Raw genomic sequence first — 22,430 nt, forward strand, 5'->3', positions numbered from 1 at the left:
TCTGGCCATGGGAGAAAGAGTCGCCTTCATCCGCGCAACCTGGCACAGCTCGATCGTCGGCAAGGCCTACGAGGGCTTCACCGCCGAATACTCCGGGCTCGGCTTCGACCCCGCCACCATCGACGTCTTCGAGGTGCCCGGCGCATTCGAAATCCCGCTGCATGCCAAGCGGCTGGCGCGCAGCGGTAAGTACTCGGCGATCGTCGCGGCGGCGCTGGTCGTCGACGGCGGCATCTACCGGCACGATTTCGTCGCGTCCGCGGTGATCGACGGTCTGATGCGGGTGCAGCTCGACACCGATGTGCCGGTCTTCTCGGTGGTGCTCACCCCGCATCACTTCCACGAGCACAGCGAGCACGTCACCTACTTCACCGAGCATTTCGTGACGAAGGGAGCCGAGGCGGCCCGCGCGCTCGCGACCACCATCAGCTCCCTGCGCGAACTGCCGGTGAACTAGCGATAGTTCGACAGACAGGACTGCTCGCCGTCGAGCACACCGGTGCGGAACGCCTCCAACCGCTGGAAGCCGCTCGCCACCACCTTGCCGTTCACATCGCTGGCGACCAGACCGTCGGCGAGCAGTCCGGAGACCGCCTCGTCGAGGTCGTTGGCCGACAGCCGCAGATCGCTGCCCGGTTTGCTCAGCTCGGTCGTCACGACTCCGGTGAGGCATGCGGTGCGCAGTCCGGCGGTTTCCGCACCGGTGATCGAGAGCTTGCGTTCCTGTTGCACCGCGAGCACATAGCGGGAGATGAAGACGGCGAAGGCGTTGTAATCGCCGTCCACGACCGCCGAGAGCGGTTCGTCATCGCCCGTCATCGGCCCGCCGCGTTTGGCGAGTTCGGGTACATCGGTACCGATCTTGTTCGAACTCGGGCAGTAGGAGACCGGCTCGGTGGCGGTCACCTGGGCGCAGTTCTTGACGATGCCGTTGTAGTCGTACTGCGGCGCCTGCCGCAGCGGGAAGATCTTTGCCAGCGCCTGGCTCAGGCCGGTCAGCGCGGCCGCATCGACCGGAAGCTGGGCGTCCTGTTCGCCGTCCTCATAGGTGGTGGGCAGGGTCCCCCTACGCTGCTCGATCTCCTTCTTGTTGATCTTCTTGCAGCCCGGCGCGCCGTCGGTGTAGCCGATCTGCACCGCCGTCGTCCGCTCGAAGGCGGAGCCGTGCACGTTCTTCGGGTTATCCGGATCGGTATCGCGTACGGCGATGGTCGCGCCGAGCACCGCGTTGAGACCGTCGGTCATATTGAGCGTGAAGTGCGCCGAATTCCCTTCCGCCACATGCCGAAGGAAGACACCCGCCAGGCAATCGGCCTGCTGTTCCTTCACCAGCGCCCCGCTGAAGAATCCGGCGATCTTGGCCTGTCCCTGAATGGAGTGACCGTACTCGTGCGCGAGCACCATCACGATCGCCATCTCGCTGTACTTCTGCTGCAGCAGCGGCAGCAGTACGCCGCGATCCCAGCCGATGGTGTGGTCCAGACTGCAGTAAGCGGCGTTGACCAGGTGATAGGTGCTGGACTTGCAGAACTTGACCGCCTGCTCCTTGGGCGCCTTGGCATCCCAGGAGATATAGCGGCTCACCGGTTTGAAGGTGCCGGGAAAGGTCTTGCCGTACTCGGTCTTCCAGAAAACCTCCAGGTCGGCGATGGTGTTGAGGGCGAGCTTGTCGACCGCGCCACCGTCACCGTTATCCGCGGTCAACGCAGCATCCGGCACACCCTTGCGCGGACCGCTCGGCCCGTTATTGGAGACCGCGCCGGTCACGTCCCACGGATTGTCCGCGGTCACCGCGCCCGCCCCCTGCTGGCCCGCTGTGCCGTCGCATCCGACCAGCGCAGCGCCGACCAGCAGCAATACGGCGACCACCCCGAACCGCAGCCGTCTAGTCTTCATCAGGTCTTTCCTCCCCGAACTCACCGCGGGCCCGTCCTCAGCGGCCCCTGACCCGATGGCGTCGGCGACGCATCCCGCATACGCCTGCCCGTCGAGCGATCACATGGTAATCGCAGAAACCGCTGCGCGCGTATCTGTCCGATCGCAATAGCGAGGACGAACCGTCAGGCGTTCAACTGCACGCGTGCCACTATCGCGCGATGATCCGATCCAGGAATGGTCAGTGAGCGCACGTCCGCGGCCGTGCCATCGGCGACCAGAATGTGGTCGATGCCGATCACCGGCCCCCAGCGGTAGTCCGCGGGAAAGGTGAGCAGTGGTCCGGCACCCGCCTCATCCGCTGCCGCGACGAACCGGCCGCGCAGCAGATCACGGAACGCCGAATGATCGCGCGTGGCATTGAAATCCGCGCCGACGATCGCGGGACCCCGCTGCGCGTCCAGTATTTCGCGAATCCGGCCGAGCTCGGAACTCCACCCGGGAAAGTCGACCGTCGGCGGAATCGGATGAAACGCGAACACCGTCACCGCCCCGCGCTGTGGATGCTCCACCGTCGCGGACAGATTGTTGAGCACGAAGCCGTCGTATTTCTCGGTGTCCCGCAACGGGTACCGGCTGTAGATCCCGGTACCGCCGCCGCCCCCTCCGGCCTGCAAGAACTGATGCGGGAGCAGTTCCTCGATTCCGGCTCCGGCAAGCCGCCGCACCACCTGCGGTGTCAGCTCATCGACGGTGAGCACCTCGACCCTGTTGTCTCGCACCGCCCGAACCACCGCATCCGCATCCGCTTCCCCGAAGAGCAAGTTCGACTGCATCACCGAAATTTCCGGCCCCGCGGCCGCCTTGCCATCCGGCACGAAGATCGGCACCAGCGTCCACAACACCGCGGCGGCCACCACCCCGGCCACCGCGGCACTGCGCCACCCCCGCGCCATCAGGAACAGCGCTACCGCGACCACCGCACCCAGCATCAGATAGGTGGCCCCCGAAGCCAGCAGTACGAACAGCCGTCGATCCCACGACCCGAAATGCAACAGCAGCCCGGTAATCCCCGCCGCCAGGGCGCACCATCCCAACCCGTGTAGCAACCGTCCCACCCATATCCGCATCCCCCGACCCTATCCGCCCCCGATGAAGATCAAGTGCGCTGATTGTGGAGATCCTGTGTGGTCATAGCGTCACTAAGCTGGGTCCGACGGCCCGGGGATGCCGGGCCGAAGTCGAGGTGGTCGCGATGTATGTCGAGGAATTCACAGCAACGGGGGTGCTGACCGCCGAGGGCGCAGAGGATCTTGCGCACACTGCGGGCCGGTTCACTTCACGGATCACGGTGACGTGCAATGGGCACAGTGTGCACGCGCCTGTGCTGCCGGTGTGCTGGGACGCGTTGCGGGTAATGGACGGGAGCACCGTATCCGTCACCGCCGAGCGGGGGTACCACCCGCCCGACGATGAAGACCGGATCGCGCTGCGCGAATTCGTGCGGCGCTTCCAGGTGCTGACCGCGCTCGCTCCGGCGCGGCTCGCGCTCAGTGGCGGTTCATCTGCTCGACGAGGACCGCGGCGTCCGTGGTGAGTGAGCCACCGGCGAAAGCCAATGTGGCCAAGGAGCGTTCGGCCGCGGCAGGATGGCCCGCGCCACACGCGTCGGTCACCAGGATGGGCAGGTACCCCAGGTCCAGGCTGTGCCGGACCGTCGGTTCGATGCCGACCTCCAGGGCGATGCCCGCGATGGCGTAGGTGTCGATTCCCAAGTCGCGCAACGCGATATCCAGCGGGGTGGCCGCGAAGGCGGACATGGTGATCTTATCGATGACCACCTCGTTCGGGCCCGGCGTCAGCTCGGGGACGAGCTGATACTGGGGCGAGCCCTGCGGGAAGCTGGAGTGCACCTCGTTCGGGTTGTCGACCTGCTGCCATTCCATGGCCGTACGCAGTTGGGAGACACCGGAGGCCGCGGGCGGCAGTGACATGTGCCGGGTATAGAAGACGCGAAATCCGTTCTCCCGTGCCGCATCCCGCAGTTCCACGCAGGATTGGACGATCTTGCCGCCGTCCGGCAGTTGCCGCACGATGCCGACCTGCATGTCGTAGATGATCAACGCCATCCTGGTCGGGTCGCAGGCATCCGCGAGGGTCTGCGGAATGCTGAGACCGTACGCGTAGTGCATCAGGCCGACACCACCTTCGTCCGGTCGTAGGGCTCGGCGACATCGACGGACGGATCCATCAGCGCCTCGAGCGGCAGTGGCGCCTGTACCGGAACATAGGTCCATTCCAGGTGACCGGCCTTGGTCAGCGGGAAGTCGGCGACGTAGCGCTCGGCCTCCTCGACACTGTCGACCTCGAATACGATCACCACACCCGGTTCGTCGGCGCGCGCATAGTTCTCACGGACGATGCCCGCCTTCCACAGCCGCCACACATTGGCGACCTCCTCGGGGAGGTAGGGGGTGATGGTCTCCATCGTCACGCCGGGCTTGAAGCTGTCGAAAACGATGACTTTCATGGGAAATGAGCTCCATGTCTGCAGAATGTGGTGCGGCCACGCCGCGGTGCGAGTTCCATGAAAGCCCGATGATTACAGTGTTACAAGAACGCACTTTTTGGTGAGTACCGGGAGGCGAGCAATGCCGGACAAGCGCTACTACTGCGCAGTGGAGGTGACCGTCGACCTCATCGACGGCAAATGGAAGCCGGTCATCCTGGCCCATCTCAAAGAGGGCGTGCGCCGCTACGGCGAACTCCGCCGACTGATGCCGAGCACCAGCGAGAAGATGCTCATCCAGCAGCTGCGCGATCTGGAGGCCGACGGTCTCATCCGCCGCACCGTCTTCGACACCGTCCCACCCCAGGTCGAATACGACCTCACCGAGGAGGGCTGGAGCTTGGTCCCGGTCCTGACCGCCCTCTACGAATGGGGCTGCAAGCGTGCCGACCGCGTCGGCATCACCCTGCCCTGAGCGAGCGTTCAGCCGCCGAAGACGCGCTCCACCACCGCCTTCGCGCGTCGGGTTACGCGCATGTAGTTGTCGAGGAATTCGCTGCCGTCATCGTTGGGCCACCCCGCCACTCGCGCGACGGCCGATAGTAGACGCCCCGGGCCGGGTAGTTGATCGGCTGGCTTACCGCGCACCAGCACCAAGGCGTTGCGCGCCTTGGTGGCCGTGAGCCAGGCATCGCGCAGTAGCGAAACATCCTCGGCCGCCAGCAGTTTGGTGTCCTCGATGACATCCAGGGATTGCAGCGTCGAGGTGTTGTGCAGTCCGAGCACATCGTGGGCGTAGCGCAGCTGCATCAGCTGTACGGTCCATTCGATATCGGCCAGGCCGCCGCGACCGAGTTTGGTGTGGGTCGCCGGATTCGCGCCGCGCGGCAGGCGTTCGGCGTCCACCCGGGCCTTGATCCGGCGGATCTCCCGCACCGACTCCGCCGATACCCCGCCTTGCGGATAGCGCACCTTGTCGATGATGTGCAGGAACCGGACACCGAGGTCCTGGTCCCCGGCCACCTGATGGGCACGCAGCAGCGCCTGCACCTCCCAGGGCTGCGCCCACTGCTGGTAATAGGCGGCGTAGGCGGCCAGTGTGCGCACCAGCGCACCGTTGCGCCCCTCCGGGCGCAGTCCGGCGTCGACCTGGAGCGGCGGATCGGTGCTCGGTGCGCCGAGCAACCGCTGCACCCGCTCCGCGATGCCGATCGCCCATTTCACGGCCCTGGTCTCGTCCTGACCGGGCCGCGGATCGCAGACGAAGAGCACATCGGCGTCGGAACCGTAGCCCAGTTCCATACCGCCGAGGCGGCCCATGCCGATCACCGCGATATCGGCCGGTGCCGGTGCGCCGAGTTCGACCTCGCTGGCCCGGATCACCGCGCGCAGTGCGGCTTCCAGCACCGCGACCCAGACCGAGGACAGCGCCCGACAGACCTGCGGCACGTCGAGCATGCCGAGCAGATCAGCCGAGGCGACCCGCGCCAATTCGTGTCGGCGCAGCGAACGAGCCGCCGCCACAGCACGTTTCGGATCGTCGTAGCGCGCCGAGGCGGTCAGTATCCCGCGCGCGACGTCTTCGGGCTGCGGGCTGAGCAACAGCGGCCCGCCCGGACCGTCGGCATACATCCGGATCGTATCCGGTGCGTTGATCAGCAGATCCGGCAGATATTCCGAGGAGCCGAGCACGATCATCAACCGCTGTGCGATCGCGCCTTCGTCGCGCAATTCGCGCAGGAACCAGATCTGATCGTCGAGCCCCTCCGAAACCCGCCGGTAGGCGAGTAGTCCGGCATCGGGATTCGGTGTGTCCCCGAGCCATTCGAGCAGTGTCGGCAAGAGCAGCGCCTGAATCCGGCCCTTGCGCGATACCCCGCCGGTGAGCGCCTTCAGATGTCCCAGTGCGTTTTCCGGCGCCGCGTAGCCGAGCGCAGCCAACTGCCGGATTGCCGCGTCGGGGCTGAGCCGCAACGCGTCGGGTTCCATCTTGACCACCGATTCGAGCAGCGGCCGATAGAAGAGTTTGGCGTGTAATCGCCGCACCCGCACCGCATTACGCCGAATCTCATTGCCGAGCACACCCACCGCGTCCTGTCGGCCGTCCGGTCGGATATGGGCGGCGCGGGCCAGCCAGCGCATGCCCTCCTCGTCATCGACGGCGGGTAGCGTGTGGGTGCGCTTGAGCCGCTGCAATTGCAGCCGGTGTTCGAGCAACCGCAGGAATTCATATGAGGCCGTGAGATTCGCGGCATCGTCGCGGCCGATATAGCCGCCCGCGGCCAATGCCGTCAGCGCCTCGACGGTGCCCTGCACATGCAGCGTCTCGTCCACCCGGCCGTGCACCAATTGCAAGAGCTGCACAGCGAATTCGACATCCCGCAGGCTGCCGTGGCCGAGTTTGAGTTCGCGTTCGCGCAGATCGGCGGGCACCAGATCCTCCACCCGGCGCCGCATCGCCTGCACATCGGCGACGAAGTCGGGGCGCTCGGATGCGGTCCACACCATCGGCATCAGCGCGTCGCGGTACTGCTCCCCCAGCGCCAGATCGCCGGTCATCGGCCGCGCCTTGAGCAATGCCTGGAACTCCCAGGTCCTGGCCCACCGCTTGTAGTACGCGATATGCGAGTCCAGGGTCCGCACCAGCGCACCCGCCTTGCCCTCGGGCCGCAGTGCCGCATCGACCTCGAAAAAGGCCACGCTGCCCACGCTCATCATCTCGGCGGCCAATCGGGTGGCGGTGGCGGTGGCGTCGGCGGGCTCGGCGACGAAGACGACGTCGACATCGCTGACGTAGTTGAGTTCGCGCGCACCGCTCTTACCCATGGCGATCACGGCAAGTCGCACCGGCACCGGAGCGTCCTTGCAGACCCGCGCCACCGCCACCGCCAAGGCGGCGGTCAACGCGGCATCGGCCAGGTCGGTGAGATGGCGGCCGACCACCTGATACGGCAGCACCGGCTCGTTCTCGACGGTGGCCGCCAGATCCAGCGCGGCCAGCAGCATGAGCTGATCGCGATATCGCTTGCGCAGCAGCGGGATTGCCTCCGGACCGGAGACTTCGGCCCGGTACAGCAGCGCGTCCGCATTCGGACTTTGGGCGGGCACGGCCTGCACCGAAGCCAGCAGATCCGCGATCAGCTCCTCGCGCGCGGGTAGCTTGTCCCGCCGCAGAATTCGCCACGCGGCAGGATCGGCGACCAGATGATCGGCAAAGGCGCTCGACGATCCGATGAGCGCGAAAAGCCTGCCGCGCAACGCATTATCGACCCGCAGCGTGGAATCCAGCTCGGGCCACTCGTCGCCGAGCGCGGCCCGCAGCCGCGTCAGGGTGAGCAGCGCGAGATCGGCATCCGGCGCGCGGGACAGCGCCCACAGCACCGGAATGCTGTCGATGTTGTCCCACGCCAACTCTCGCAACGAGGCGGCGGCGGTCGGCTCGAGCAAGCCGAGCCGACCGACACCGGGGACAGCTGAACGAGCAGACGGCGGCCGGACCATACGTCCAACTTAGTTGCCCGATCATCGGTTTCCACACAGCACGGTGGAAAGAGTCGCAAACGTAGCCGACGAAGCCGGTTTACCGCCTACCGGAAGAGGTACTCCTATAGGCCGAGGTACTCCTTGAGTTCATACGGCGTCACCTGGCTGCGGTAGTCCGCCCACTCCCGGCGCTTGTTGCGCAGGAAGAAGTCGAAGACGTGCTCACCGAGCGTCTCGGCGACCAACTCCGAACGCTCCATCGCCTGCAGTGCCTCGTCCAGGGTGCCGGGCAGCTCGCGGAAGCCCATCGCGCGCCGTTCGGCGGCGGTCAGCGACCACACGTCGTCCTCGGCCTCCGGCGGCAGCGTGTAGCCCTTCTCGATGCCGCGCAGACCGGCGGCGAGCAGCACCGCGAACGTCAGGTAGGGGTTGCAGGCCGAATCTGGGCTGCGGATCTCGACGCGACGCGAGGACGCCTTGTTCGGGGTGTACATCGGCAGGCGCACCAGCGCCGAGCGGTTGGACCGGCCCCACGAGGCGGCGGTCGGCGCCTCCCCGCCGTGGATGAGCCGCTTGTAGGAGTTCACCCACTGGTTGGTGATCGCGCTGATCTCCGGGGCGTGCTCGAGGATGCCCGCGATGAACGCCCGCGCGGTCTCCGACAGGTTGATCGGGTCGTCCGGATCGTGGAAGGCGTTGGCCTCACCCTCGAACAGGCTCATATGGGTGTGCATGGCCGAGCCCGGGTACTGGGCGAACGGCTTGGGCATGAATGTCGCGCGCACGCCCTCGTCGATGGCCACTTCCTTGATCAGGTAGCGGAAGGTCATCACGTTATCGGCCATGGAAAGCGCGTCGGCGTAGCGCAGGTCGATCTCCTGCTGACCCGGTGCGCCCTCGTGGTGGCTGAACTCCACCGAGATGCCCATCGACTCCAGCGCGTCGATGGCGTGGCGGCGGAAGTTGGGCGCGGAATCGTGCACGGCCTGATCGAAGAACCCGCCGGTATCGGCCGGTCTCGGCATGGAGCCGTCCTGCGGGCCGTTCTCCAGCAGGAAGAATTCGATTTCCGGGTGCACGTAGCAGCTGAAGCCGACATCACCGGCCTTGTTGAGCTGACGCCGCAGCACGTGGCGCGGGTCGGCCCAGGACGGCGAGCCGTCGGGCATGGTGATATCGCAGAACATGCGCGCCGAGTGCTGGTGGCCCTTGCTCGTCGACCACGGCAGCACCTGGAAGGTCGACGGATCCGGTCGCGCGACCATATCGGCCTCGGAGACGCGGGCGAAGCCCTCGATGGCCGAGCCGTCGAAGCCGATGCCCTCTTCGAAGGCGCCCTCTAGCTCCGCTGGCGCGATGGCAACGGACTTCAAATAGCCCAAAACATCGGTGAACCAGAGACGCACGAAGCGGATATCCCGTTCTTCGAGCGTCCGCAGCACGAATTCCTTCTGGCGATCCATGTCGCCGAGCGTAAGCACCTGGCGTTAAATCCGTGTTACATACACGCTTAGGGATTGCAATCCCATCATTCGGAATGAATCGCACCGCGCCCAAGATCGCGGCGTGAGCATGCGCCGGCGAGCGAATCATGGGCACCGTGAGCGAGCAAACCATGGGCACAGCACGCTTTCGCGCACGTCGGAGCCGAGCGCCAGGCGTAGTCGTGCACAAGTGTCAGCAGGTCAGACCGGCCGCCGGAATCGTCAGATCGGTGAGGTAGGCGATGACCGCATCGTCGAGACACTGATTGCCCGCGACCAAGGCCGCGGTGTGTCTGGTGCCCTGGTAGGTGATCAGCGCCGCACCCAACTGGTCGGCCAGGTTGACACCGGCCTGGTAGGGCGTCGCGGGATCCTCGGTGGTCGAGACCACCACCGTCTTCGGCAGACCGGGTGCCGAAATCTTGTGCGGTGTGCTGGTATTCGGCACCGGCCAGGTGGCGCACAGTTCCAGCGGCGCGACACCGGTCCCGCGGCCGTCGTCCAGGAACGGCGCCGCCTTGCGGTATTCGGCGTCCTGTCGGCCCGTTACCGCGCGATCGTCGATACGTGGATCATCGACGCACCGGATGGCGTTGAAGGCCTCCTGCGTGTTGTCGTAGGAGCCGTCATCGCGGCGGCCGTCGTACAGATCGGCGAGCTTCAACAGCGTGTCACCGCGCCCGTCCCGCAATTCGGACAGGCCGAGGGTGAGCACCCGCCAGAAATCGTTGGAGTAGAGCGCCTGCTGCACACCGGTGATGGCGTCGCCGTAGCTCAGCCCGCGCGGATCAGTGGTCGTGGCGGGTTTGGTCTCCAGCGGATTCACCAGCGCGCGGAACTTCGCGACCGCCTGGGACGGATCGGTGCCGAGCGGGCATTCCGCCTGCTTGGCACAGTCGGCAGCGTAGGCGTCGAAGGCCTTCTGGAATCCGGCTGCCTGGCGCAGCGATTCCTGCACCGGATCCTGCGAGGAGTCAACGGCGCCGTCGAGCACCAGCGCACGCACGTTGTTCGGGAACTTCTCGGCGTAGGCCGAGCCGAGTTTGGTGCCGTAGGAGTAGCCGAGGTAGCTGAGCTTCGGATCGCCGAGCACGGCCCGGATGACATCCATGTCCTGCACCACCTCGCGGGTGCCGACGTGGGACAGGAAGTCCGTGCCCGTGCGCTCCACACAGTGGCCGACGAACTGCCGGTTCTCGTCCTCGGCCTTAGTGATGCCCTCAGGGGTATTGTCCGTCGGCGGTTCGGCCCGTTCGGCGTCGTTCTGCTGCGGGGTCAGGCAGGCGATGGTCGGGGTCGAGGAGCCGACGCCGCGCGGATCGAAGCCGACCCGGTCGAAGCGCTCGGCCAGCGGCGTCTTGCCCGCGATACCCGACATCGACAGGCCCGATACCCCGGGCCCGCCCGGATTCAGCAGCAGCGAGCCGATCCGCTTACCACTGGCCGGGATTCGAGCCAGTGCCAGCGATGCGGTCGCGCCGTCGGGCTTGGTGTAGTCGACGGGCACATTGATGCGCGCGCACTCGGTATTCGGCGCGGGGCGGTCGTCCGGGGCGCCGAAGTCGTCGCAGGAGCCCCAGTTCACGGTCTGGCTGTAGAACTTCTCCAGGCCCGCGGGCGGTGCCGGCAGCGGCTGGCCCGCCTCCTCCTTGGCGACGGTGCACCCGGCCGCCACCACCGTCAACGCCACCGCGACCAGCAACCCACGCCAACTCCGCACCAAAGACATGTCAAAGATCCTGGCATGCCCGCCTCCCCATGCCACATTGCGATGTGACCAATTGCATCGACCGTGGCCTTAAACAGGCGGCGTCAGGGGTGCACACTGGATTCGTCATACAAACCCGGGGACCCGAACGGGCCTCGAGGCGACAACCACGAAAGGGACGATGATGTCCGTATCCGAATCGGAAACCCCTGCGTACGGTGCTGCCCCGACCACTCCCAAGGCGGGCAAGCGCAAGACGCGGGTGCATCATCTGCAGCAGATGAAGGCCGAAGGCGAGCGCTGGTCCATGCTGACCGCCTACGACTACTCCTCTGCGCGCATCTTCGAAGAGGCCGGAATTCCGGTGCTGCTGGTCGGTGACTCCGCGGCCAATGTCGTCTACGGCTACGACACCACCGTGCCGATCACCGTGGACGAGCTCATCCCGCTGGTGCGCGGTGTGGTCCGCGGCGCACCGCACGCGCTGGTCGTGGCCGATCTGCCGTTCGGCACCTACGAGTCCGCGCCGCAGCAGGCCCTCGCCACCGCAACCCGGTTCATGAAGGAAGGCGGCGCGCACGCGGTGAAGCTGGAGGGCGGTGAGCGGGTCGCCGAGCAGATCGCGCTGATCACTTCGGCCGGTATTCCGGTCATGGCGCATATCGGCTTCACCCCGCAGAGTGTCAACACCCTCGGCGGCTTCCGGGTGCAGGGCCGCGGCGACGGCGCCGAACAGCTCATCGCCGATGCCATCGCGGTACAGGAGGCCGGTGCGTTCTCCGTGGTGATGGAGATGGTGCCCGCCGAACTGGCCGGACAGGTGAGCCGCAAGCTGACCATCCCGACCGTCGGCATCGGCGCTGGTGTGGAATGTGATGCGCAGGTGCTGGTCTGGCAGGATATGGCGGGCTACACCTCCGGCAAGACCGCCAAGTTCGTCAAGCGTTTCGGCAATATCGGCGATGAACTGCGCTCCGCCGCAGCCGCTTACGCCGACGAGGTGCGGCGCGGAACCTTCCCCGGTCCCGAGCACAGCTTCTGAGTTCACGATGAATGGCCGGGCGGTGCGCGCACCCGCCGCGCTGCTCGGCCAATCCGTGCGGCCCATGCTCGATTGGGCCACCGGAATTCTCACCGCGCGCGGCGTGAAAATCGTTGGGGCACCGGAGGAAACGCGACGTCGCGCCTGGTCGTTGCTCGTGCGTATCCCGACCGACGCGGACCCGGTGTGGTTGAAGGCCAACTCCCGCGCCTGCGCACACGAGGGTCCACTGTTGCAGACATTGTCCCGGTTGCGGCCCGGCAGTGTGCTCGAACCCCTCGCGGTCCAAGCCGATCACGGCTGGCTACTCAGCCCCGACGGTGGCGCCACCGCACGGGATTCCGAGGCCGCGTGGACCCAGCTGGTCCGTTCCTACGCCGATCTCCAGCTGGCGATGACCGACCATATCGATGAGCTGCGCGCCACCGGCACCCCCTATCTGCCACCGCCGCAACTGATCACGGTCTACCGCCACTTCGAGCCCCGCCTCCCCGGCCTCGGCGCCGCGATCACCGAAGCCGCGACGGCACTCGCCGAATTCGGCAGGCTGAGTATCGAACACAACGATCTGCAACCCGGCAATGTCTTCACCGGTTCGAGCGCCGGCACCGGGATGCTGTTCGACTGGGGCGATGCGGTGCTCACCCACCCCTTCCTGTCCTGGCACGTGCTGCGCGGCCCGCACCGCACCGCATACTTCGACCGGTGGCGCCAGTCCGGCACCGTCTCCGACACCGAGATCGCACTCGCCGACCGATTGGCCCCACTGGTCGCCCTGCATCCGTGGCGCACCATCGACGCCTCGGCACCCCGCTTCGCCCGCTTCCTGCAGGGGTTACTGGACGACCTGCGCGCAGGCTTGCGCTGACCACCGCGACCAGGGCTGATCCACCGCGGCGCGGCGGTGCCCAGCAAACTCGCGCGGGCCACGCGGGGCAAACAATGGCAGACTCGAACCCGACAATGTCGACACGAGCAGAGGTACCGATGGCGCAACCCCGTTGGATTTCACGCAGCACGCTGGTGGTGGCGGGCGTTTTCGCCGCCGCGGCACTGACAGCCTGCGGAAGCAGCTCGAACCCGACACCAACGGGCAGCTCGAGCTCGGCCACCGGATCGGTGACGGCCAGCGCCGCACCGGGCAAAACCACCGGCGCGGCCCCGACGACCTTGGAGATCTCCGACGCCTCGGCCACCCAGCTGTGCGACATGATCCGTCCCGAGCTGTCGAACTGGCGGGTGCAGGGTCCGACGCTCGGCCGGATCGGGTTCAACGCGCTGGTGCACGAATGGGCGCTGCGCAATGGCGGCATCAACGGCCATGTGCTCGCCGATAAGGCGATGATCGACCGGATCACCACCAAGAGCTGCGCCGATGTGCGTCAGCAGGCGATCGAGGCGCTGGAACTGACCGATCTCGCTTCGGGGCTCGCCTTCTGATGCGTACCTTCTACCCCCCGATTCAGCCCTACGACACCGGCATGCTCGATGTCGACGCGGGCCAATCGGTGTACTGGGAGGTCAGCGGCAATCCGGACGGTAAGCCCGTGGTATTCCTGCACGGCGGACCCGGCGGCGGCACCGAACCGTTCCACCGGCAGTTCTTCGATCCGGCGGCCTACAAGATCGTGCTGCTCGATCAGCGCGGCTGCGGCCGGTCGACCCCGCATATCGCCGACGGGGCCGGTCTGGAAACCAACACCACCGGACACCTGGTCGCCGATATCGAGGCGCTGCGAACCCATCTCGGCATCGACCGCTGGCAGGTATTCGGCGGCTCCTGGGGTTCCACGCTCGCCCTCGCCTACGCGCAGCGGTATCCACAGCGGGTCACCGAGCTGGTGTTGCGCGGGATCTTCCTGTTGCGGCGCAAGGAAATCGACTGGTACTACAACGGTGCGGCGGGCAACATCTACCCGGACGAGTGGGAGAAGTTCCTGGCACCGGTGCCAGAGGACGAGCGCGACGGCGATCTGGTGCAGGTGTATCACCGGCTGCTGCACTCCCCCGATGAGCAGGTTGCGCTCGCGGCCGCTGTCGCCTGGTCCAGCTGGGAGGGCGCGACGAGTTCGCTACTCCCGCACCCGGATCGAGTGCAGGACAGCGCCGAGCCGCGGTTCGCGCTGGCATTCGCCAGGATCGAGAACCACTACTTCGTCAATGGCGGATTCCTCGACGAGGGGCAGCTGCTGCGCGATATCGGTACCATTGCGCACATCCCGGCCGTCATCGTGCAGGGCCGCCACGACGTCGTGTGTCCGGCGACCAGTGCCTGGGAGTTGCATCGAGCTTGGCCCGGTTCGGTACTGCATATCGTCGACGACGCCGGACACGCCGCGGCCGAACCCGGCATCACCCACCACCTCGTCGAGGCGACCGACGGATTCGCGAAAGTGAGCTGAGTTATGGGGGTCACGGCCGGAAACGCCATCGTCGCGACGCTGCGTGACGATGTCGACCGGCTGCTGGCCGCCGAACCGGAAGTCCGTGCGGACGAATGGGATTCGGTGCACCAGATGCGGGTCGCCACGCGCAGACTGCGCAGCGTGCTGCGCTCGTACCGCAGTCTTTTCGAGCCCGCGCCGATCGCCGCCATGCAGGAGGAGCTGAAGTGGCTGGCGGACCTGCTCGGCGTCGCCAGGGACGCCGAGGTGCGCGCGGAACGGTTCGTGGCACTGCTCGCCGCGCATGCGCCGCAGGATGAATTCGCCCGGCTGGCAACGGAGTCCAGGGCGGCTGAGACCGAGGCAGGCGCGACCGGAGCGAGTACCGTCGGAAACGGATACGTCCCCGGCGCCACCGAATACGTCCGAACCGATCTGGTCGACGCCGAGAAGGCCCGCTACGCCAGCGCACACGCCGAGATCCTGGCCGCCCTCGACGGCAAGCGATATCACGCACTGCGCCACGAACTTTCGGTATGGCGCACGCATCCACCCCTCCACGCACACCGGGCCGGAATCCCGGCCGCCGAGGTCTTCGAACGCATCTTGCGCAAGGACCGCAAGCGATTACGGCGACTGGTCTACGCCGAACCGGCCGTCTCGGCCGATGACCGCGTCGAACTGCTGCACGATATCCGCAAGAGCGCCAAACGCCTTCGCTACTCGTGCGAGGGGGCGGTCGAGGTACTCGGCAGTGCCGCAAAGGATCTCGGCACCGAGGCGAAGCGTCTACAAACCGTGCTCGGCGACCACCGCGACGCCGTCGAATCCCGCGACGCGATCCTGGCCCGCGCCACCGAAACCCACGCCACCGGCGTCAACGCGACCATTTACGAACTACTGGCCGACGCCGAAGAGATCGCTGCAGGCGAAGCCCTGGCCAAATACCCCACCGCAGCCGCCTTCGTTTCCGGGTGAGGCACAAGGCTTTCCGGGGCCGATAACGGCGTTGCTGCGTGAACTGACGCGGATCAGCACAGTCCCGCGAGCTTGTAGAGCACCAGCGACCCTGCGACCGCGACGTTGAGGCTGTGGCCGGTGCCGACCATCGGGATCTCGACGGCGACATCGAGCAGTTCCAGCCCTTCTGGTGGGATGCCGGTGGATTCATGGCCGAGCACGATGACGGTGCGTTTGCGGGCGACCGGGAGAGCGGCGAGGCGGATGGATTCGTCGGTGAGTTCCACACCGACGATGGCCGAACCGCCAGCACGCTGACGCTCGAGCCAACGGTCGACGCGCCCGTCGATCCAATGCACACATTGCCGGTGCCGCAATGTATTCCCGTGGTTCAGTGCGTCCGGCACCCATGGTCGCCGGGGCACCGCCATGCACGCGCCGACCGCATCGCAGGTGCGCAGCAGGGTACCGAGATTGGCGCTGTGTTTTGGCCACAGCGGCGCCGCGAGCAGATGGTTCCAGCAACCGTGCGAACGCGCACGACGCTGGCGACGCAGTTCGGGGCGGGTACGCACCCGCGCGGCCGTCACAGCAGCACGGGAATGCCCTTCCCGAGGGAACGAAAGAATTGGCAGACAACGATTCTCATCGCGGTGATGCTTCGCGGCGCATCCGGGCCATCGACGTGGCCGGTCATGATCGCCCCGGCCGGGTAACCCCAGAATACCGTCCGCATCAGGAGCTTGAACAACTCCCTGTATCAGAGGCTCGGACCAAGTACCGGCCGAGCGGGGAGATGTAGGAGGATGCGTGGAACGCTCGGGACACCTACGGACGCCGACCTGTTGGTGAAGTCCGGCATCACTGCCGTGTTCAAGGTCCAGGGTCGAGGACGAGCCAAAGGCGAAGATGGGGCAATGCAATTCGAGATTCGGATTCGCGACGACATCCAAGAGTGTATGGAGCGGGAACGGCTGAGACGTGGCCGGCGGGGCGATCGTGTACGGGTATGCAAGTCGATGAGGGGCCGAACGGGAGGGGTCCAAAGGGGTGAACCTGGGTCGGCGTGGCCGCCGGGGGCCTCAATCGCTGTCCCTGTGCCGGGCCTCGAGCGCTCGGCGGATAAGCCCTCGGGCAGCTTCACCGGTCACGGATTGACCGGCAAGGATGTCGAACGCCCGGCCGTAGATCGCAACCTCTCGCGGTTGCGTAATCGTCAGCTCTGCCGCTGTGCCCTCAACCATGACCATTCGGTTGTCGAACATGACGAAACCAGTCGAAACTATCAGGGCTTCGGCCATGGCAGGAATAAGCCCTATCGTGATCCTCGGCATTCCGAGGATTGACGATAGTCTATCGAGTTGCCCTCGCATTACGTCATCATTTCCGACTGTCGTGTATAGCGATTGCTCGCTTATGAGGAAGTGGAACCGATGGTCACGCTGATAGAGGATGCGTTGCCGGTCCATCCGCTTTGACACGCCTTCTTCCGCGTCATCAGGCACTCGATAGAACTCGATATGCCGCCTGAATATGGCCTCAGCATATTCGGCGGTTTGTAGGAGTCCGGGAACTACCTGAGTGGTATAGACGCGTAGATTCTTCGCCTCCGCTTCAAGCTTCACGGATTTCTGCTGTCGGCGTTTCACCCCGGTAGCAAGGATTCGCCGCCACTCCAGATATGCACTATCTATGTTGTGCAGGCTGGCTAGGAGGTCCGCAAGCTGGTCGGCTGCGTCCGCGTGTTCACAATAGGCGCGGATATCGACGTCGGACGGCTTGATCCTGCCGTATTCGATCTTTGAGACCTTCGACGGGTGCCAGCCGGAGAGGTACGCGAGCCTTCGGCCGGTCAGCCCCGATCTGCGGCGAAGCTCCCGAAGCTGTGCCCCGAGAGCTTCCCGCGCTTCGTCAACTCCCGTCACTGTCGGATGTTGGCACTATCGACGTATTCGGCGTATAGAGTAGCCAACCCCCAAAGCCGTTGTTTCACTCCCTGGCAATATTCAACTATCCGGGGATCAGTGGTTACTGCAATACCTTCCGCCGGTGCCCCGTTCTGCTCAACCAGATTGAACACCACCCGCTCATTGTCGATGAGCCACCAATCATCAGGTGGCACTTCTCCGGCGAGATGACGCGGCACGTAACGAATGTCCTCGCCAGCGTTGACGTTATCGCTGGTGACCGACAATAGCCACCGTTGATAATCCGAGTGGGGGACGGTTACAACGCGCACGCGGCTAATTTCCACACCACGCGCGGTTGTGTCCTGAACGAGGGCAACCCAATCGTTCTTGTAGTCGTCAACTGTCGGAGGCTCGCCGTTGAGGAATCGGCGGAAGCGTTCATTTTCCTGTGGAACGGCGTAAGAGTCTCTGACCTCCAAATGAAACGCGTGTGCCTTGCAACCATGGAAGAGGTCCAACCAGGTTGACCAATCATTTCGAAGGTACTGCACCGTAGAACGTCCTCCGTGATATCGGTACTTCGATAGCGGTTTCGTTGTCGGCTAGGTCTAGCTGCCCCAGTGTCTCAGCGTCGGTTACGGGTCGGCCGGTAAGGGTGAACGTGCCTCGCCCTGTATCGGTCAGCTCGGCACCGATGAACGTGTCCGGCTCCAAGAAGCCGAGTAGAAGGTGCGGTATCTCAACGGTTTCGGGTCGGTCGGTGATCCACCCTTGTGTGAGGTAGCCGTGGTCGGTGGCGTAGAGAGTCGGACATCCGGTGACCTCCGAGCCACCCTTGCCAAGGAACCTTAGGCCACATGCTGCTTCGCGAGATGGGGTGGTGGACAGTGCGACCCATGATCGGGTGGCGGTCACGGCGATGGGTCAGCAAGCCGACTTACGCAACTCGCGCCATTCCCAGCAATGATCTCGAGGCAGCCCGGAACTGGATGGTCGCGTCTCTCGGAATCTGACGGAACCAGGCGGCGCCGCGAGCAGATGGTTCCAGCAACCGTGCGAACGCGCACGACGCTGGCGACGCAGTTCGGGGCGGGTCCGCACCCGCGCGGCCGTCACGGCAGCACGGGAATGCCCTTCCCGAGGGAACGAAAGAATTGGCAGACAACGATTCTCATCGCGGTGATGCTTCGCGACGCATCCGAGCCATCGACATGGCCGGTCATGATCGACCGGACCGGGTGGCCCAAGAATACCGTCCGCATCACCGCGACGGCTATGTCAGGGCCGCAGCACCGATACCAGGAACTCGGTCTGGTCGTATACGGTCTGCTCGAAGACGTCATCGAAGTAGACGTCGAAATGCCCTACCGGATAACGCTTTACGATCGCGTGCTTGGTGCGTTCGGCCGCGCGCAGCGTCGGTTTGGGCGGTGCGATGGAGTCGTTATCGGCGATCGCGTAGAAGACCGGCATCTTCAATGCCTTGGCCCGGCGGCCGGGTGAGTCGAATAGCGTCGAGAATGCCACGCGGGCGGCGACTTTCGGTTCGTAGGTCTCGCTCTCCTCGGCGAGCCTGCCGAAACCCTCCGGCACATCCGGTGCGCTCATCAGCGCCGCCGCGCGCTTGCGACCAGCCAACCGGATACGAACGGGCTTGCGCCGAATCGGGCCGATCAGCAGATCGGTGGCGGCGATGGTCGCGACCTTGGTCAGGCTGGTCGGCCCCTTGGCCATGGCCGAGGCCCAGCCGCTGGTGAACGGAACCTGGGCGACGACGGCCGCGATGTAATCGTCGTCGGGCGCGACCGCCAGCACGTGGCCGCCACCGAATGAGGTGCCCCACAGGGCGATTCGAGTGGCGTCGAAGCCACGCAGCGTCCGTGCGTACGCGATGGCCGAGCGCCAGTCCTCACGCTGCCGGGCGATATGTAGTAGTTGGCGCGGCGCGCCCTGACTGGCCCCGAAATGCCGGTAGTCGAATATCAGCACGCCCATGCCCGCGGCGGCGAACCGGCGGGCGTAGCGGTCCAAACCCATCTCTCGGTTGGCTCCCAGACCGTGCCCCATCACCACAAGCGGGCGGGGTTTGGGGATGCCGTCGGGGGGATACAGCCAGGCAGCGCATTGCTCACTACCCGAGGGAAAACTGACCTCGACACGTTCCATGAAACCCCACCGTACTGTTTGGTCCGAACTGTTGCGCCCCGACCGGTCGCCAGGTCAGCCCAGTGAACAAGGTACCCCGTGATCAAAGTAGGCTAAACGTTGCGGACGAGTTGGCCGGGCGGCCGCGGTGACGGGAACGGGCACGTGAGTGCCGCTGCCCGGCGCCGAGGAAAGTCCGGACTCCACAGAGCAGGGCGGTTGCTAACGGCAACCCGGGGTGACCCGCGGGACAGTGCCACAGAAAACAGACCGCCCACGATCCTCCGGGATCGTGCGGTGAGGGTGAAACGGTGCGGTAAGAGCGCACCAGCGCCCCGGGTGACCGGGGCGGCTAGGTAAACCCCGCCCGGAGCAAGGTCGAAGGTCGCATCGCTCGCGGTGCGGCTGCGCAGGTGTTCGAGGGCTGCTCGCCCGAGCCTGCGGGTGGACCGCTCGAGGCACCCGGCAACGGTGTGTCCAGATGGATGGCCGTCACCCGGTGTGAACCGGGGACAGGATCCGGCTTACAGGTCAACTCGTCCGCCCCCGTAATCCGGTGCTCACCGGGGCATCCGGTGCCATGATGGAAGTGGACCGTTGAGCCGGTATTCGGTGCGGTCAGGCACTTAGTGCGGGGTGTAACCATGGATATTCTTGCCATTATCGGGGCCATCTTCGGGGCCGGGGCGATCGCGGGCGGGGTGCTCACCGCGATGAGCGCGCGCGTGGTCGCCCAATACGAGAAGGGGTTGGTGTTCCGGTTCGGCCGGGTGGTCGGAACCCGAGATCCCGGGCTGCGCATGCTGATTCCATTCGTCGACCGGATGCGCAAGATCTCTACCCAGATCGTCACCATGCCGGTGCCGGCCCAGGACGGCATCACCCGCGACAATGTGACGGTCCGGGTCGATGCGGTGGTCTATTTCCGGGTGGTCGACCCGGTCTGCGCGGTGGTGGAGGTGCAGAACTATCTGTTCGCGGTCGGGCAGGTGGCCCAGACGTCCCTGCGGTCGATTATCGGCAAGAGCGATCTGGACAGCCTGTTGTCCAACCGCGAGGAGTTGAACAAGGGACTGGAGATCATGATCGATAGCCCGGCGCTGTCCTGGGGTATCCATATCGATCGAGTGGAGATCAAGGATGTCTCGATACCGGATTCGCTGAAGCGCTCGATGTCACGGCAGGCCGAGGCGGAGCGGGAACGGCGGGCGCGGGTCATCTCCGCCGAGGGCGAATTGCAGGCGTCGAAGATGTTGGCGCAGGCGGGCGCTCAGATGGCGGAGTCGCCGGCGTCACTGCAGCTGCGCCTGCTGGAGACGGTGGTTCAGGTTGCGGCCGAGAAGAATTCGACGTTGGTGCTGCCGTTCCCGGTGGAGCTGCTCCGGTTCCTGGAGCGCAGTACTCCGCCGGAGCCGACCGTCGGGGCCACGCCGCCCGCGTCCGAGCCCACCCTGGCCGCACCGGAATCCACCGCACCGGAGATCGCCCCGCCCGAACCCACCCCGGCGCTCGGTCAGGGCGACACGCAAGCGGCGAACCAAGATGGCATGCGCTCGTAACACAATGGGCGTATACCGATACGGGTACGGCAGCGTTGAGCGCCGTACGACCCGCATCGGTAGCACAACGTAAGGAAACCGGGCCGATGTCCATACTGATTCCCGTGATCTCGATCATCGTCATGATCACCGTCGGATATGTGTTGAAATACCTGCCCAATTACCTGCCGTGGCGGAAGGATTGATCAGCCCGAAAGGCTGATCAGCAGAGCATCTTCGCCATCTGGTAAATCGCCTGGGCCTCTTCCTTGGAGGCCTCGGCGGTGCCCTTCGTGCGCTTGATGACGTTCTGAACGGTCTCGTCCTCGCCCTTGCCGCCCTTGATGTCCTTGCATGTGTCGACCAGGATGTTGCTGATCTTGGTGTCGTCTTTGCCCTCGGCGAGCTTGGGGAAGGCGCTGCGGTAGCTGACGACGAATGTCCCCGCCTTGACACTATCGAGAGTGTCGCTGCCCGCCGCCTTGGCGGCCGACGTCGTTGCGGCGCCGGATGGAGAGGCAGCGGTGGAGGAGGCTTTGTCATCGCTGCAACCGGCGAGGAGCAGGGCGAAGACGGCGGAGCTGGCCGCGATCGCGGCGGTAGTTCTGGTCACGGAGCGGGATGCTAGCGGCCCTGGGGAAACGCCGCCTCCCGTGTGGTTAACAGAAGGCGACGAAGTCCGCGTCGGTGACGGTGAGGTCAGAGCGGGTTCACCATGAAGACCTGAGCCCAATATGACGCCTGCTCCGGACCGAGCAGCGGCATCAGGTAATCGAAAAGAAGCGTTGACATCAGTGGATAACTCCCAATTGTCGACGTACGGGACACTTGCGAATGGGCGGGGAAAGGCAGACCCTGCCACGCCGGGGAACCCTAGCAGCCGGGGTGTTGCCATGCCGGGCGCGGCGTGTTCGGTGTGGCGATTCGGCGGGACTGGCCTAGAACGTGAGCGACGTCATAGAGTAGGCGCCGTTGGTAAGCCCCGTTGCCGGGACGCCACGAACCTCCCCATTCTTCGATCACGGAAGCAGGTCTGAAACTTTATGCGGATTGTTCGTTCAATGGTCGCCGGTGCGTTGATCGCCGGGGCCGCATCGGTTTTCGCCATGCTGGGCACCGGATCCGCCTCGGCGGTCGCGGTCACCCCGCTGGCGGGTGGGGTCCAGGTCGACCTCAACTCGGCCGACACCGCCTGGGTGCACCAGAGTCATATCGGGCAGGCTATCGCCGGTCTGCCACATCCGTCGGCGGCATCGTTCGGCGAGGCGCTGGACGCCGCGGCGGACGTCTCCGCCAGTGTCCCGGGTGGACGGGTGACCTTTACCGTGTACGGCCCGCTCAATGAATTGAACGGCACCATGTTGGCACTGCAGTAGAGCACGACTGCGAGAC

Annotated in this window: 23 protein-coding genes and 1 other RNA gene; 11 read left to right on the forward strand and 13 right to left on the reverse strand. The window is 65.5% G+C overall.

What is annotated here, in order from left to right; translation table 11 throughout:
* Window positions 1–7: 7 nt before the first annotated feature.
* Complete coding sequence (locus ACQP1G_RS33005) at window positions 8–457, forward strand: 6,7-dimethyl-8-ribityllumazine synthase (RefSeq protein ID WP_433193574.1); 450 nt, start codon at window positions 8–10, stop codon at window positions 455–457.
* On the opposite strand, the gene ACQP1G_RS33010 is transcribed toward ACQP1G_RS33005, so the two are convergent.
* On the reverse strand, window positions 454–1,896 hold the full coding sequence (locus ACQP1G_RS33010) for a metallopeptidase (RefSeq protein ID WP_433193575.1): 1,443 nt from the start codon (window positions 1,894–1,896) through the stop codon (window positions 454–456). The genes ACQP1G_RS33005 and ACQP1G_RS33010 overlap by 4 nt on opposite strands.
* A 164-nt stretch (window positions 1,897–2,060) precedes the next feature.
* Window positions 2,061–3,005 carry an endonuclease/exonuclease/phosphatase family protein gene (locus tag ACQP1G_RS33015; protein WP_433193576.1) on the reverse strand — a complete coding sequence of 315 codons (945 nt, stop codon included), beginning with the start codon at window positions 3,003–3,005 and terminating at the stop codon, window positions 2,061–2,063.
* A gap of 125 nt (window positions 3,006–3,130) precedes the next feature.
* Here ACQP1G_RS33015 and ACQP1G_RS33020 point away from each other — a divergent pair, with 125 nt between their 5' ends.
* A complete protein-coding gene (locus ACQP1G_RS33020) occupies window positions 3,131–3,472 on the forward strand; it encodes a hypothetical protein (RefSeq protein WP_433193577.1) in 342 nt (113 codons plus the stop codon).
* Here ACQP1G_RS33020 and ACQP1G_RS33025 read toward each other — a convergent pair.
* Both ACQP1G_RS33025 and ACQP1G_RS33030 read right to left on the reverse strand, forming a co-directional pair.
* Window positions 3,426–4,067: a cysteine hydrolase family protein gene (locus ACQP1G_RS33025; RefSeq protein WP_433193578.1), complete on the reverse strand. Its 642-nt coding sequence runs from the start codon at window positions 4,065–4,067 to the stop codon at window positions 3,426–3,428. The two genes, ACQP1G_RS33020 and ACQP1G_RS33025, sit on opposite strands and share 47 nt — an antisense overlap.
* Entirely contained in the window at window positions 4,067–4,405 is a 339-nt protein-coding gene (locus ACQP1G_RS33030) for a hypothetical protein (protein WP_433193579.1), read from the reverse strand. Before ACQP1G_RS33030 ends, ACQP1G_RS33025 begins: the two co-directional genes overlap by 1 nt.
* Before the next feature lie 121 nt (window positions 4,406–4,526).
* Here ACQP1G_RS33030 and ACQP1G_RS33035 point away from each other — a divergent pair, with 121 nt between their 5' ends.
* Window positions 4,527–4,859: a winged helix-turn-helix transcriptional regulator gene (locus ACQP1G_RS33035; RefSeq protein WP_433193581.1), complete on the forward strand. Its 333-nt coding sequence runs from the start codon at window positions 4,527–4,529 to the stop codon at window positions 4,857–4,859.
* 8 nt (window positions 4,860–4,867) lie between these two features.
* Here ACQP1G_RS33035 and ACQP1G_RS33040 read toward each other — a convergent pair whose 3' ends face one another.
* From ACQP1G_RS33040 to ACQP1G_RS33050, 3 genes are all read right to left on the reverse strand, one after another.
* On the reverse strand, window positions 4,868–7,885 hold the full coding sequence (locus tag ACQP1G_RS33040) for a bifunctional [glutamine synthetase] adenylyltransferase/[glutamine synthetase]-adenylyl-L-tyrosine phosphorylase (protein ID WP_433193583.1): 3,018 nt from the start codon (window positions 7,883–7,885) through the stop codon (window positions 4,868–4,870).
* Between the two features lie 104 nt (window positions 7,886–7,989).
* Entirely contained in the window at window positions 7,990–9,330 is a 1,341-nt protein-coding gene (locus ACQP1G_RS33045; protein WP_433193584.1) for a glutamine synthetase family protein, read from the reverse strand.
* Between the two features lie 214 nt (window positions 9,331–9,544).
* Window positions 9,545–11,080 (reverse strand): alpha/beta hydrolase, encoded by a 1,536-nt coding sequence (locus ACQP1G_RS33050; protein ID WP_433193585.1) that lies wholly within the window; start codon window positions 11,078–11,080, stop codon window positions 9,545–9,547.
* 163 nt (window positions 11,081–11,243) lie between these two features.
* Here ACQP1G_RS33050 and panB point away from each other — a divergent pair, with 163 nt between their 5' ends.
* The 5 genes from panB (at window position 11,244) to ACQP1G_RS33075 (ending at window position 15,463) form a co-directional block, all read left to right on the forward strand.
* Window positions 11,244–12,101: a 3-methyl-2-oxobutanoate hydroxymethyltransferase gene (gene panB, locus ACQP1G_RS33055; protein WP_433209039.1), complete on the forward strand. Its 858-nt coding sequence runs from the start codon at window positions 11,244–11,246 to the stop codon at window positions 12,099–12,101.
* A 7-nt stretch (window positions 12,102–12,108) separates the two neighbouring features.
* The gene (locus ACQP1G_RS33060; protein ID WP_433193586.1) at window positions 12,109–12,969 is read left to right on the forward strand and encodes a phosphotransferase; all 861 of its coding nucleotides are present in this window, start codon (window positions 12,109–12,111) and stop codon (window positions 12,967–12,969) included.
* Between the two features lie 119 nt (window positions 12,970–13,088).
* Window positions 13,089–13,541: a hypothetical protein gene (locus ACQP1G_RS33065; RefSeq protein ID WP_433193587.1), complete on the forward strand. Its 453-nt coding sequence runs from the start codon at window positions 13,089–13,091 to the stop codon at window positions 13,539–13,541.
* On the forward strand, window positions 13,541–14,503 hold the full coding sequence (gene pip / locus ACQP1G_RS33070) for a prolyl aminopeptidase (RefSeq protein ID WP_433193588.1): 963 nt from the start codon (window positions 13,541–13,543) through the stop codon (window positions 14,501–14,503). The genes ACQP1G_RS33065 and pip overlap by 1 nt, the downstream gene beginning before the upstream one ends.
* A gap of 3 nt (window positions 14,504–14,506) precedes the next feature.
* Entirely contained in the window at window positions 14,507–15,463 is a 957-nt protein-coding gene (locus ACQP1G_RS33075) for a CHAD domain-containing protein (RefSeq protein WP_433193589.1), read from the forward strand.
* Window positions 15,464–15,516: 53 nt separating this feature from the next.
* On the opposite strand, the gene ACQP1G_RS33080 is transcribed toward ACQP1G_RS33075, so the two are convergent.
* The 5 genes from ACQP1G_RS33080 to ACQP1G_RS33100 form a co-directional block, all read right to left on the reverse strand.
* Window positions 15,517–16,035, reverse strand: coding sequence for a TrmH family RNA methyltransferase (locus ACQP1G_RS33080; RefSeq protein WP_433193590.1), 519 nt, complete (start codon window positions 16,033–16,035; stop codon window positions 15,517–15,519).
* On the reverse strand, window positions 16,032–16,196 hold the full coding sequence (locus ACQP1G_RS33085) for a hypothetical protein (RefSeq protein WP_433193591.1): 165 nt from the start codon (window positions 16,194–16,196) through the stop codon (window positions 16,032–16,034). Before ACQP1G_RS33085 ends, ACQP1G_RS33080 begins: the two co-directional genes overlap by 4 nt.
* A gap of 331 nt (window positions 16,197–16,527) precedes the next feature.
* The gene (locus ACQP1G_RS33090) at window positions 16,528–17,370 is read right to left on the reverse strand and encodes a helix-turn-helix domain-containing protein (RefSeq protein ID WP_433193593.1); all 843 of its coding nucleotides are present in this window, start codon (window positions 17,368–17,370) and stop codon (window positions 16,528–16,530) included.
* A complete protein-coding gene (locus ACQP1G_RS33095) occupies window positions 17,367–17,906 on the reverse strand; it encodes a DUF6879 family protein (RefSeq protein ID WP_433193594.1) in 540 nt (179 codons plus the stop codon). Before ACQP1G_RS33095 ends, ACQP1G_RS33090 begins: the two co-directional genes overlap by 4 nt.
* 727 nt (window positions 17,907–18,633) lie before the next feature.
* Window positions 18,634–19,521 (reverse strand): alpha/beta hydrolase, encoded by an 888-nt coding sequence (locus tag ACQP1G_RS33100; RefSeq protein WP_433193595.1) that lies wholly within the window; start codon window positions 19,519–19,521, stop codon window positions 18,634–18,636.
* 106 nt (window positions 19,522–19,627) lie between these two features.
* On the opposite strand from ACQP1G_RS33100, the gene rnpB reads away from it, so the two are divergent.
* Window positions 19,628–20,043: RNase P RNA component class A (rnpB, locus tag ACQP1G_RS33105), an RNA gene on the forward strand.
* A 101-nt stretch (window positions 20,044–20,144) separates the two neighbouring features.
* Window positions 20,145–21,059 (forward strand): slipin family protein, encoded by a 915-nt coding sequence (locus ACQP1G_RS33110; RefSeq protein WP_433193597.1) that lies wholly within the window; start codon window positions 20,145–20,147, stop codon window positions 21,057–21,059.
* A gap of 202 nt (window positions 21,060–21,261) precedes the next feature.
* Here the strand turns inward: ACQP1G_RS33110 and ACQP1G_RS33115 are convergent, their stop codons facing one another.
* Window positions 21,262–21,651: a hypothetical protein gene (locus ACQP1G_RS33115; protein WP_433193598.1), complete on the reverse strand. Its 390-nt coding sequence runs from the start codon at window positions 21,649–21,651 to the stop codon at window positions 21,262–21,264.
* A gap of 448 nt (window positions 21,652–22,099) precedes the next feature.
* Between ACQP1G_RS33115 and ACQP1G_RS33120 the strand changes: the two genes are divergently transcribed.
* The gene (locus tag ACQP1G_RS33120) at window positions 22,100–22,414 is read left to right on the forward strand and encodes a hypothetical protein (protein WP_433193600.1); all 315 of its coding nucleotides are present in this window, start codon (window positions 22,100–22,102) and stop codon (window positions 22,412–22,414) included.
* Window positions 22,415–22,430: the final 16 nt, after the last annotated feature.

The organism is Nocardia sp. CA-107356 (genome assembly GCF_050946365.1).
Taxonomy (GTDB): Bacteria; Actinomycetota; Actinomycetes; order Mycobacteriales; family Mycobacteriaceae; genus Nocardia.